9 protein-coding genes are annotated in these 12747 nt (G+C 49.3%); 3 read left to right on the top strand and 6 right to left on the bottom strand.

Going from position 1 to position 12747, the window contains the following annotated elements; all coding sequences use genetic code 11:
• The first annotated feature begins 121 nt into the window (after positions 1-121).
• Positions 122-1024 (top strand): phosphatidate cytidylyltransferase, encoded by a 903-nt coding sequence (locus tag ACNFVB_RS04575; protein ID WP_430738226.1) that lies wholly within the window; start codon positions 122-124, stop codon positions 1022-1024.
• A gap of 41 nt (positions 1025-1065) precedes the next feature.
• Here the strand turns inward: ACNFVB_RS04575 and ACNFVB_RS04570 are convergent, their stop codons facing one another.
• From ACNFVB_RS04570 to ACNFVB_RS04560, 3 genes are all read right to left on the bottom strand, one after another.
• The gene (locus ACNFVB_RS04570) at positions 1066-1893 is read right to left on the bottom strand and encodes an SDR family NAD(P)-dependent oxidoreductase (RefSeq protein WP_430738225.1); all 828 of its coding nucleotides are present in this window, start codon (positions 1891-1893) and stop codon (positions 1066-1068) included.
• A 172-nt stretch (positions 1894-2065) separates the two neighbouring features.
• On the bottom strand, positions 2066-3310 hold the full coding sequence (locus tag ACNFVB_RS04565) for a patatin-like phospholipase family protein (protein WP_430738224.1): 1245 nt from the start codon (positions 3308-3310) through the stop codon (positions 2066-2068).
• Positions 3300-5951 carry an alpha/beta fold hydrolase gene (locus tag ACNFVB_RS04560; protein WP_430738223.1) on the bottom strand — a complete coding sequence of 884 codons (2652 nt, stop codon included), beginning with the start codon at positions 5949-5951 and terminating at the stop codon, positions 3300-3302. Before ACNFVB_RS04560 ends, ACNFVB_RS04565 begins: the two co-directional genes overlap by 11 nt.
• 195 nt (positions 5952-6146) lie before the next feature.
• Between ACNFVB_RS04560 and ACNFVB_RS04555 the strand changes: the two genes are divergently transcribed.
• Positions 6147-7058 (top strand): lysine exporter LysO family protein, encoded by a 912-nt coding sequence (locus ACNFVB_RS04555; protein WP_430738469.1) that lies wholly within the window; start codon positions 6147-6149, stop codon positions 7056-7058.
• Positions 7059-7063: 5 nt separating this feature from the next.
• On the opposite strand, the gene ACNFVB_RS04550 is transcribed toward ACNFVB_RS04555, so the two are convergent.
• From ACNFVB_RS04550 to ACNFVB_RS04540, 3 genes are all read right to left on the bottom strand, one after another.
• Positions 7064-8305, bottom strand: coding sequence for a PIN domain-containing protein (locus tag ACNFVB_RS04550; protein WP_430738222.1), 1242 nt, complete (start codon positions 8303-8305; stop codon positions 7064-7066).
• A 36-nt stretch (positions 8306-8341) separates the two neighbouring features.
• Positions 8342-9595 carry an FAD-dependent oxidoreductase gene (locus ACNFVB_RS04545; protein ID WP_430738221.1) on the bottom strand — a complete coding sequence of 418 codons (1254 nt, stop codon included), beginning with the start codon at positions 9593-9595 and terminating at the stop codon, positions 8342-8344.
• 100 nt (positions 9596-9695) lie between these two features.
• Positions 9696-10991, bottom strand: a complete 1296-nt coding sequence (locus ACNFVB_RS04540; RefSeq protein ID WP_430738468.1) for an FAD-dependent monooxygenase — start codon at positions 10989-10991, stop codon at positions 9696-9698.
• A gap of 563 nt (positions 10992-11554) precedes the next feature.
• On the opposite strand from ACNFVB_RS04540, the gene ACNFVB_RS04535 reads away from it, so the two are divergent.
• Positions 11555-12649 (top strand): PhoH family protein, encoded by a 1095-nt coding sequence (locus tag ACNFVB_RS04535; RefSeq protein ID WP_105244971.1) that lies wholly within the window; start codon positions 11555-11557, stop codon positions 12647-12649.
• The last annotated feature ends 98 nt before the right edge of the window (positions 12650-12747 follow it).

The following is a 12747-nucleotide window of genomic DNA, read 5'->3' as shown; positions in this document are numbered from 1 at the left end:
ACCATATAGTTTATCAACTATAGTTAGGATTAAAGAAGCATTTACGCTATCATAACAATTCGGCTGTAAGCGTTGCGACATAATCCGCGACATAAAATGGTGGCATTTGGATCTTAAAGGTATGGCTTCTGATATCGTCTTTGTGATCGCGCTGATGGGGGTGGTTAGCGCGGTATGGGGAGCGCTGGCCATACCACGCCTGCGCAGACGCCTACCGACGATTTATCTGATCGCACGCTCATGGTGGTTTATGCTGGCGGCGCTCTTTGGCTGCTATGCAATCGCAAAGATAGCAGATCGCCATGCCGAGCTTTTGACGTCCAGATACCCCTATCAATGGCTGCTTATTGGTTTTTTTGTGCTGATCGGTCTGCGCGGTGCCTACGAAATCAAACGGATATGGTGCCTACCTAGTAGAGCACGACTGATCCATAAGCTACAAAGCCGCGGCTTGCAGCCAAGCGTCACTCCCACCTCTTCTGCTGACCACACCGCTAGCGCGACCACTTCACACTACACGCATCCAACGGGTTTAGATGGGCTATTGAGCATGGCATTTGTCGCCTTGATTGTCAGCTTGATTACCCTCCAGCAGCTGACGTGGCAACGCGAGCAGTATGGTGTCTTATTGTTTGTATTATTTGCCAGTCAATTTAACGATATCGCACAGTATCTATGCGGTCGCTTACTTGGTCATCGTCTGTTTTCACGCGGCCTAGCGCCGCGCATCAGCCCCAACAAAAGCATTGAAGGCGCTGTCTTTGGCAGTATGTGTGCCGCGCTACTGGCATCGCTACTGGGGGTCTGGCTGACGGGATTTGAATGGTGGCTTTGCTTGCTAGCCGCGTATGGATTGGCAGTGAGCGGTATCGCAGGCGATCTGCTAGAGTCTGCGTTTAAACGTCAGCACGGTATCAAAGACACAGGTACCATGCTAGCAGGGCACGGCGGCGTATTGGACCGTATCGACAGCTTGCTGATTGGCGTGCCTATTTTTACCGTCCTTTATTGGCTACTGGGTTAAATAAAGCCTGTTGCAAAGACAGTTTTTTTACTCATTTTTCATTACTTATTGTTTTTATCAAGCTGGCTGCGTAATACCCAGTCTAATAACGGCTTGGGCACACTGTTTAAGGTATAAATAATATAACGCATCGCTCGTGGAAATATGGCAAGCTCGGTATCATCAGCGATCGCTTGCATGACATGCTGGACGGCGGTCTGTGTACTGATGATAAATGGCTTATGACTGGCGTCACCGTCATTTAGATCACGCAGCGCTTGGGTATCGATATAGCCTGAGGCGATGCCGTTTACTTGAATATCATACGGGCGCAGTGCCAAGCGATAGGCGCTGGCCGTGGCTATCATCGCGCGTTTGCTTTTGGCATAGAGGCTGGCATAGGGATAGTCCAACGCCCCAGCGATGGAGGCAATACAGATGAGACTTGGCTTGCCATATTGCCTCATGTCAAACGATGTCGGCTGTTGTTTTAGCCGCTCACTTGCCCACCAAAACACCTGCTCAAATGCTTGTAAGTTAATCGCTAGCATGCGCGTGCTGTCTGCCGCATTGAGCGTCCGCACCCGCTCGTTGGTATAACTGCCCGCACTATAAACCAGCCGATAAAACGTGATGGCAGATAAGCGCTGCAAAAACTCATGCGTTTGGGCGCGGTCAGTCAGATCACAGCGATAGGTGATGATGTGCGGGTGCTGATGATTGATCTGCGCTATTTTTTGGCGATCGTGACCCACCACACTCACATGCCAGCCCAGTTGCTGGTGATGACGTGCCAATGCCAACCCCAAACCACTGGTGCCACCGACGATGATGACGTGCGGTGCATCAGCTGTGGTAGGCTTTAAGGCGTTTGGTTTAAGATCTGTCATATCATCGGTTCGGGCATAAATCGCGGTATTCGTATATCGTCAGTTCAAAACACCATCGTTATAAGTCTAAGCGCGCTACTGGGATAAATGTGGCATAGCCACTGGCGGTATAGGCATAAGCAAAGGTATAAACACAGTACACCTGTAAAACCGTAGCGCTAAAGTAGGTCAACTATGGCGTATGCTGCCGAATATAGCTGCTCGTTCGCTGATAGCCATATTGCCACTGCGCCTGCATTTGCTGCACAAAACCATCATAATCACGATGAATCAACGCTACAGTCATTTGCTTTATACTAAAGCGCTTTTGCACGCTTTGGCCTGCGAGCTGCTCGGCATTGTCAGCAAATGGCAACCAATGCAGCTGCTCGGTATGGCGATGGCTTGTCTCTCTATGATAGCCCTGCACCTGTGCCAAACGAGCATTGGGATCAAAACCAAAGACACGCTTAATCGCTGGGGCAGCAAGCCAGGTATCATACCCCGCTTTGCTCTCGGCAAATACCGTTTGCCCCAGCTGACAGGCCAGCTCAACGGGCGTGAGGTTGATGACACCGCCTAAACACCAACCGAGCGCTGAAATATGGGTAGGTGGCAGATAGTACATATCGGCCATAGACGCACGTATCGCGTCTGCAAACCTCCACTGGCTCACTATCTGTACATGCGGCGGTATGCGTCCATCAGCAAACGCATGCGCAGGTGATCGTATCTTATTGTCAGCTTCGCCTTGCATGCCGGCGGCAAGCGACATCATAGTCGCCACACGCGGCGAGGCAAATAACAACTCTTGCAATACTGCTGCTGGACCCGCCGCCGTATATGAGGCAGGTGGCCACGCGCTGTCAACCCCAGAGGCTTTTTGCAGACGGCTGGCGATGATGGCGACCTCGGGTATGGCTTGCTTGGTGCTTTGAATACGCTTATGACCACAGGCACTCTTGTCTCTACGCTCATTACGCTCATTGGCAACACCAGATAGCGAATCGAGCCAATACCGCTCATCATCGATACGAAACATGGCCAATTGCTGCAGCTCTGCGAGTAGCTGCTCATAGCTGGCTGGCGATGAGCGTTGCGGTTTGGCGCTTTGCTTGCTTGCTAAGCGCCAACGCTGTATGGCCTGCGTTATATAGCGCATTTTTAATCGTCTATTTGCTTCATCTGGCCTGACATGCCTGATTGCACAAATGGCGGTATACAGCTCATGGCTATACAGCAGTGCTTGCAAGTCTTTTGGCTCAGGCGCAAGATGTACCAAATACGCCGAGAGGCTACCGCCGCAAGTACCTATGATCATATCTGGCCTCAAATCATGGGCGACCAGCGCGGCATAACTGCCCAAATAATAGGCAAAGCGCGAGCCGCCTCCCGAAAACAGCTGCACACGCTCATATGTTGCGTGCTTATTTGTCATCGAGCGGGGCGACCTTTACCGCCAGCGACACTGTAAAGATACCAAAACGATCGATACGCATGCTGACTTTTTGAAAGCCTGCCTGCCTGACCAGCTGGTCCATCTCCGCTTGTGAGCGGCAACGCATCACCCAGTCACGACCGCGATGGTTGTTTAAGGTTTTACTGATAAACTCTTGCTCAGGGTGCCATGGTTGATTGGTATAAATCAGGTAGCCATTTGTGTTTAAGTTATCATAAATACCTGCTAATGCAGTCTCGGGTAAGCGGTTGTCAGAAAACAGCTCAAACAATCCAGAGACGATAGCGATATCAAACCCTGCATCAGATTTTGCGTTATTTGATGATGGCATGTGTAGTGATGACGCGGTGACAATATCCTCCTGCACGGCCTGCGTATAACTGGCAGGGTCAAAAGCGTCCTGCTGCCTGACCACCACTCGATCAGTGATACTTAAGCGTTCAGCTTTTGCTTGTAGCGCTTGAATATTATGTACCTCATAATCTCGCAGCTCAGCTTGTAGTCCCGTAAATTCCGTCAACAGATCAAATGCATAATAACCATGACCACTGGCGATATCTAGCAGTTTTGGTTGATAGCGCTTAGAGCTACTTGGTTTTTTACCTTGGGGGTTGTTGTCTTCGATAGCTGTCAGTACGGTACGCGCCAGCTCTAATATATGCTCGCGGCGGATACGAATGCCTTGCCAGCCGATGTTGTTAAGATAGAATTTATCAACCGCTTGACCAAACTTGTTTTGGCCACTAGGCTGGTTTTTATAGACATGATCGAGCGAATGCCCTGAGTCAAAGCCATGCTCAAGCCCTGTGGCGATCGCATCGCTGACATGACCAAATTTTTGCATCGCCAACCGAGTTAGCGCAAAGCTTGGATTAAATGGCTTGATGGCCAGTCGATCGACCTTGTCTTTGCTAGCGCTATGCAAATGCGCCGCTCTTAAATCCGCTGTTTGTACCGGTGTGCTAAATACCTCCTCGGCAAACGCCAGACAGTCGGCAAACACGTCGGCTTTGTTGGTCTCATGAAAGATGGCATGGTAGCTATCAGGATACAGCTGCCAGCGTTTGCTTGGACTATTGATCGCCTCATAAAATGTCCGCTCTGCTTGCTTATTTACCACATAGTCTTTGCCAGCACACAATACAAAGGTCGGTACGGTGATGGCCTCTGCATCATCGAGCAGACGCTGACCGGTCGCGTGCGTGTCAATCAGCAGGTCGGTTGAGATGCTGCTAGAGATCAGCGGGTCGGCATTGTAGGCGTGCTGCGCGTCTTGGTCATGGGTGAGTACTTGCGCTTTGACGTAGCTGCTGACGCGTGACATTAGCCCAAGCGTACGCGCTACCTTTAGCGACGGTATGGCAAAAGGCAGATACAGACGAATCTTGAGCGCAGGTGTGCCGAGTATCATGCCGCGGATGTTGGGCGCATAATCATGCACCCACGCGGCGGCGAGCACGGCACCGATACTACTGGCGACGATTAGTGTGTCGTCGATGGCGATGCCGGTTTGTCCCATCACCAGTTGAACAAAGTCATTTAAATCGCGCTCAAGCTCGGTAACGCTCTCGGCATGATCTTTGATACCGCCTGATCGGCCATTGCCGCGCGCATCCCACGCAAACACCTGATAGCCTGCCGCTGCAAACTGCTGCCCCAGCTCTGCCAGACGTCCTGAATGCTCATGACCACGGTGCAACAAAATCACTTGCCGTAAGCACTGATCGGCGTTTTTTAACTGCTCAATAGGCATCGTTAGCCAATAACGGTAATAAATCGCTGTGCCATCATACGCGTTATAGCAGCTCTCGCCTTCTATCACGGCTGCTTGTAATACCTCCGTAGCCGCGCTAGAAGAGGCTGGCATATCCTGCGCCGCTGTATCATTTATATTTATAAAATCAGAAGACATGATCTGGGACTCCAAAGTAGTACGGGCTGAGCGCGGTACAGGCGGCTGATGCTGTAGATACAATGCGGCCATATAGCGCAGACGATTGAGGCACGTTTTTAGCAGTAGTATTTCTATTAGCATAAAAAACGGACTTGCTGAGCGATGAGACAATGATATCGGTACGCTAAGGCTTTTTGCCGCCCCAAGCACGCCCAGCACAAACGCACGGTCACTTTTGCCCAGCGGCCCTTGATTGGCTCGAGCGCCCATCGCAGCATCGCAAGCGATGGCTATCAGCTCAGTGCTGACACTCAGTATCATCAGCCCAAAGACATGACGCTGCTGATGAGCCTGTTGGTCAATCACATTTTTAGATGGACAGCTTGGCTGAGCGCTATGAGGTAGCAAGCTGCTGATGAGCGCCGTATCGGCAATAATGTCACCTGCTTCATTGAGCACACCGCCCAGCGCAGATGCCTGTGCATGCTCACGCGCCATCATGCCATCGATGGCATTGAGCGCCATACGCACAAACAGCGACGACGGTAGCAGCGCCCAAAGCGCCTGATGGTGAGCCGCAGGCTTGGCAATCACATAGGCCGTCCCTAGGCTGAGTATCACAGCAGATATCGTCACTTGATTGGCGCTGCATCCTGACTTAGCCAATGTATCGCTTATGGGACGCAGCTGGTCTTGAAACTGAGATTTGAGCTGATAGAGCGACATAGTTCTGACCACAGAAGTTGAGTGCCTTAATGTAACAACAAAAGTTGATCAGGTAAAGATAAGCCAAGCATATAAAAGTACTATTCGAGGCCAGTATCGTTCTATTTTATGATGAATATCATGCGCGGATAGCCGTATTTATAAGTGAATATGATACAATCTTCGGCTTGTTTAAAACCGCTGCGAGCCTGCCCTATGCAAAGCCTGATTACCCTTGTCCTGGTATTAATGCCAATGTTTATTGGCTTTGCCATCCCCTCGAATCCCAAAATGACCAAGCTTGCGGATAAAGGCTTGTCGTACTTGGTGTTTATTATCTTGGCGCTCATCGGTATCGAGCTGTCACAAGTGGAAGGGCTGGGCAGTCAGATAGGTGAGATTGCCTTGTATGTCATTATATTGTCGATATTGACCATAGGTACGGGGCTATTTAGCCTAATGCTCTTTGATCATCTAAAACCTTGGCAAGCCAAAAAACCAGTAGCCAAATCTAAAGAACATCGGGTCAGTATTAGAGGCAGCTTGGCACAAGTGGTTTGCGTCGTCATCGGTATGGTGATTGGGCATTTTCTGCCAGAAGGCTATCTACCGCCTGAAAACACCATGACTGTCCTGCTGATGATCTTGATCCTACTCGTCGGTATTGGCCTTAAAGGCTCAGGGATTACGCTTAAAGAAGTACTGCTCAATAAGCGCGGGGTGGAGATGAGTATTATCTTTACCCTCTCAATATTGGTAGGCGGGCTTGTCTTTGCGCTGATGTTTAGCGATGTATCGTGGACAAAAGGCTTGGCGCTGGCGTCTGGATTTGGCTGGTACTCGCTATCGGCCATCGTCATGACCGATGCTTATGGGGCGATTTGGGGCAGCGTGGCGCTGTTTAATGACTTGATACGTGAGTTTTTTGCGCTGCTATTTATTCCCGTCTTTATGCGTAAATATCCGTCAGCAGCGGTCGGCCTTGGCGGTGCGACCAGTTTAGACTTTACCTTGCCGATTATCCAACAATCTGGCGGGTTAAAAGTGGTGCCACTGGCGATTAGTTTTGGCTTTATTATTAATATTGTCTCGCCGGTGCTGATGGTGGCGTTTTCGGCATTGGGGTGAGTTGACTATATATTATAACTAAGCTTATTGTTACTAGATATCGTGACAACCTGATTGCCAATCATTTGTTTGACAATATTATCAATTGTTTTAGGGTCTTCATCGCGCAGATGACTGTTAAGGTAATTGATTAAACTCGATTTTTTTGCAGGTCGTGAGCTGACAGGCCGAGCCTTAATAGATGCAATAGCGCATTGGTATACGGTACGTTGGTCTATCGTCTTTGAGCTTACGTTTTTGACACTGGTTTTTGTTTTATGGACTGATAAATCATCTAAGGTTGGATAACAAACTTTTTGATTGTTTTGCTTTATCAGTCCTTGATTTTTTAGCCATGTAATAACTAGGTTTACTTGTGACTCGTCGTTTTTTTGACGATAGCTGGCAAGTTTTTGTTTGATGACGTTGATTAATCCAGTCATAGTCTTAGCTTTACTTAGTAATACTTTTTCGGCTACTAAATTTAGCACACCCTGACTGTCTGTGTTGTAGCAGAGTTTTTCGTTTTTACTATCGAGCTCTATCAGGCCTTTCTTGATAAATTTATCAAAAACTTTTTCAACGATATTGTTTTGTTCGGCTTCATCAAATTTAACCAAAGCTTCTGCTAACGCGTATTTCTTCATCGCAGAGAGTAGGTTTGATTTATAGCTTGGCAAAAACATCTTGCGATTTACTATGCTATCGAACACCAAAACATAGCAGTCATGAATGATAGATTGAGGCGTTTTTTCTTCACTGATTGGTACTGTAGCGGTCTTCGTATCTATCAGACCATCGCTGCTAGTATCGTCATAGAACACTTCTTTTTGACTGGTATCAAAGATGAGTTGAGTTTGTTCTATATCAGCCTCTATCGTGTTCTCTGCCTCATAGGCAAGGCTTAATTGATTGGCATCTCCTGCGCGTGTGATGGCCATACCGTCATACACAGTGTTGAGATGCTCAACCAAGATATCGTAACCACTATCTCTTGCCAAAATACACACATCCGCCTGTGCATCGATTTCAGATATCTTGCCAAGATAAAAAGACAAGTAAAAATCTAAAGCGTTTTTACCTGCATGCTGCATCTTGATGATATGTACATTATCACTGTTGAATTCGAGTAATGCTTCGACCAACCCAAGTGGCAAGCTCTTTTGCTGATGTATGCCCAAAAACAACCATACATGACATTCCTTTGTATCCATGCCCTCAAAACTCTTGGGTTGAATGTTTTCATAATCAATTAAGATATGCTTCATCGAAATACTCTTATTATTTGATTGTCACAACCATCCCTAAACCCCACTCGCCTGCTTCGCAAACAATCGCATGAGTGGTTTTATCTTGCCAACGCGGTACATGCCTTCGCTGCGAATCTGCTGAATCGGACGCATCTGCGCAAGCGAGCCTGCAAACAGCCAATTAAGCGCCGAAAAGCTGTGCATCATCAGGCTATTATGCGGTCGGCGTAGACGCTCATAGCTACGCAAGGTTTGGTTACTGCCCCACAGCTTATTGCCGCTACGCGCATAGTCGTGCATCAGCTGCTCACTTAGCGCCTTCACATCGAGCATACCAAGATTGAGCCCCTGACCTGCTAGCGGATGCACACCATGGGCGGCATCGCCTATTAGCACCAAATTGTCCTGTACATAACGCTTCGCTTGCTGCGCGGTCAGTGGAAAGCTGGCGATGGACTCTATCTGCTCGATTGCGCCCAGCTCATAGTGACTGGCAGCGGCCAATTTATCAGCGATCACGCGCTCGTCTTCCTCGAGCAAATCCAGTGCGTCATTGCGCGGCAGTGTCCAGACAATGGACTGCCAATGCTGCGGCGTAGCTTTATCTTCCTCAGTGATATCCGCTAAGGGCAATAATGCCAGCGTCCCGGTCGGTAGCATGGCTTGGCGTGCGGTCGCTTGATGGGGCTTGGCAGTCTGAATCGCGCAACAAATCGCGGTTTGGTTATAATCAAGCGTGTCCAGCCCAATCGCCGCCTGCTGACGGACAAACGAGCCGCGACCATCGGCACCGACGAGCAGATGCGTATCGATAACAGCGCCGTCCGCTAGCGTCACACGGTAGCCCTGCTGCGCACCTAGCCAGTCCATATTGACGACTTTTTGTCCTGCGATGACGGTCAGATAATCACTGACATCCTCCTCAGACAGACGCTGCCACAAGGCATACTCGATGACCGCTGGCTCAACCATACTGCCAAGCAGCGCTGACGTACTGCTTTCACTATCGCCAAATAATAGCTCGCCCATACCATTTAGCTGCCATACCTGCATCTGCGAGTAATCCGCCTTGCGTCCAGATAGCGCTATCTTTTGCCAAGCGCCTACGTCTTTTAACAGCGCAATACTGGCGAGGCTCAGTGCATAAACACGGGCATCGCGCTTGCCAAGCATTTGTTGCCATGCAGACTCATCTCGAGCAGGACGCGCATCGATTAAGGTCACGGGCTTTTTGGCCTGCGCCAGCTTTAGCGCCAGCGTCGCACCGACGATACCGCCGCCGATAATGAGTGTATGGTTGTTTGTCATAAGTTAGCTCTCGATATCAGGACGTGTTAGGGCGTATCTTCAATTCACTTGATAATTATCTAAATGGGCTAAAAATAGCGCATCACTTTAGTTATGGGTATTACGATTTTAAGCCCATCGCATAATTTGCCACCAGCGGTTTGATATTGGGCAGTTTATCAAACGCCACCAGTGCCATGTTACGCGCCAGTTTGATGGCTGGATTGGGATGGGTAAAGCCATGGACGACCGCATCACAAAAGCGAATGACGCGCTTTTGGTCGGTTTGTCGGACTTTTTCATAGCGCGTGAGCAATGCCGGACTACCGATATCCTCGCCTCGCAGCACTTGCGCACTCAGCATTTTTGCCAGTACGTGAGCATCGCGCATACACAGATTAAAGCCTTGACCTGCCACGGGATGCAAGGTGTGGGCGGCATTACCCATGATGACGCAGCGGCCAGCGACTTGTTTATCTGCCAGTACGCGCGTCAGCGGGTAGCCACCGCGGCGACCAGCGTTGACAAACGTGCCAGCACGCTCACCAAATGCTCCCTGCAACGTCGCCAAAAAATGCGCATCATCTTCTAGGTATCTTGTCTCTTCGCCTTTTGGGCAGACCCAAACCACCGAGCGTCTGTAGCCTTGTTGATATTCCTTATTGCCATCGCCTTCTGGGTCGGTCAATGGCAGCACCGCCAGTGGCCCTGCTGGACTAAAGCGCTCAATGGCGACATGGTTGTGCGGCTTATCCGTCTCTACCACTCCGACGATGGCGGTCTGCTGATAGTCATACGTCGTCGTGCCAATGTCCAATAACTGGCGCACAGTAGAGTCGCGACCATCGCAAGCGACCAGTAGACTGGCCTGCAGCTGCTGCTCGTGCTCTTCTTCGCCGTAGTAGCTAAAGCTGAGCGTCACGCCATCAGGCTGCTGCTCGACAGCGATGACGTTGGCATTATCAATGATACTAATCAGCGACTCCTGCTGCGCGGCCAGTAGTAGCTTACGCCCCAGCCAAGCGTTTTCCATCACTTGCCCAAAAGACTCGACCTTTTCTTCTTCCTTTTTAAGCTGCGCGCGGCCAAAGCTGCCTTGCTCGCTGATCTGTACCGCATCGATACGGCAGGCATGGCTTTGTAGCTCATCCCACAGCCCAATCTCTTGATAAATCTGTACGGTGCGCCGCGACAGAGCAGTGTTGCGACTGTCCAAATAATGACTGCGCGTGCGGTCATCTTGCGGGCTGATGGTTGGGTAGCTGTTTTTTTCGAGCAAGGTGCTTTTGATGCCGTGATGCGCTAATAGCAAGGCAAAAGATAAGCCGACGTGACCGCCGCCTGCGATCAGCACTTGCTGGTCGGTGATTGCTGCTTTTTTTTTGACAGTTGATGACGTTGCATTGGTATTTTGCATCATGCTATTCCTAATCATATTGCTTTTAATGGTGTGCTTTCTTATTTTTCAGGCGTTATTTATTAAGCCCTAGATTACCACAGTTTGCTTGAGTTTCTGTGCTCTGACACGTATGCAAAGCGTGTATTCGCCTGTTTGCGGTCATATCATAAAAGACTGACATGAGGGTAAGCTACGCCAAAGCATACCTCACCCTTGCAGCCGTTTGCTCACCAGCCTGTGGTTGCAATCTACATACAAAAACCCCGCCATCTGGGCAGGCGATGGCTTGAATTTTAAAAACTATCTACCATAATGAAGACAAGACATTGATTTATCATTAACCCCAAAGCCAACAATAATTTACCGTTATCTATATCGCTAGCAGATACGCCACCTGCGTGTTAAAAGGCGCGTGACACACTGCCCGCCCAGACACTTTGACAAACGATTTTTATTACCCATTTTATTTTTTATCATTTTATTTTTTATCTCTGAAGCCCGTAGTGCTCTCCATGTTGATCTCATCAGACTAGGCGATAGCAGCGGGTACACAACACAAGGATAATCGCTTGACTGATTCTATGAGCCGCCGTATAAAGTTTGAATCATTGACCCCAGCACAGCTCAAAACCGTGCTTGGTGAATACAACAACCACATGAAATACCTACAAGATCGCCTCGATATCAAGATCATTCAACGCCAAGGCGACTTTTGCCTGAGCGGAGATGTGACTGCGGTCGAGCGCGGCGAACGCATCATTTATAAGCTGGTCGATGAAGCGCAAAACACCAAGGATATCAGTGCAGAAGAGCTACATTTGATTATCCAATCGAGCGTCTCCCGCGATGAAGACATGGCAGACGATGAGCAAGAGTCTGCCGATGATGAGAGCGATACAGCTGATTTGGATTCGGCAAATGAGTTTACCCCCATTAGCCTGCGCACGCGCAAAGGCCGTATCATCCCGCGCGGGGGCAACCAGCAGCGCTATGTCAAAAACGTGCTCAGCTCCGATGTGTCCTTTGGTATTGGGCCTGCCGGTACCGGCAAAACGTATCTGGCGGTGGCCTGCGCGGTCGATATGCTAGAGCGCAATGAGATTGAGCGCATACTGCTGGTACGTCCAGCGGTAGAAGCTGGGGAGAAGCTTGGGTTTTTACCCGGTGATCTCACACAAAAGATTGACCCCTATCTGCGCCCACTCTACGATGCCCTCTATGAGATGCTTGGCTTTGAGAAGGTCGGCAAATTGATCGAGCGACAAATCATCGAGATTGCGCCGCTGGCTTATATGCGTGGCCGCACCTTAAACAACTCATTTGTCATCTTGGATGAGGCGCAAAACACCACACCTGAGCAAATGAAGATGTTTTTGACGCGTCTGGGCTTTGGCTCACGCGCGGTCATCACCGGTGACATCTCACAAGTCGACTTGCCACGCGGTACCAAATCAGGCTTGGCACAGGCGATGGATATTTTAAGCGGTATCGAAGAGATTCATATTACTAAGTTTGACTCAAAAGATGTGGTGCGCCATCAGTTGGTACAAAAAATCGTCGAAGCCTATGATGTGTTTGATGAAGAGCAAATCGCGCTACAAGAAAAACGTAAGTTTGAGCGCATCAAAGAGCAAGAGCGCAGACAGGCGGTGGCAGATGCAGCCTCTAAACTGTAGCTAAACGTCATTAAACCGTTATGTCTAACCCAAAAGACCGGATTACTAAACATAGTGATCTGGTCTTTTCATTAGGGCGTGTTGAACATTCAAATGTG

This window comes from Psychrobacter sp. VH5 (genome assembly GCF_050572635.1).
GTDB lineage: Bacteria > Pseudomonadota > Gammaproteobacteria > Pseudomonadales > Moraxellaceae > Psychrobacter > Psychrobacter celer.
This window is presented reverse-complemented; position numbering and strand designations above follow the sequence as displayed.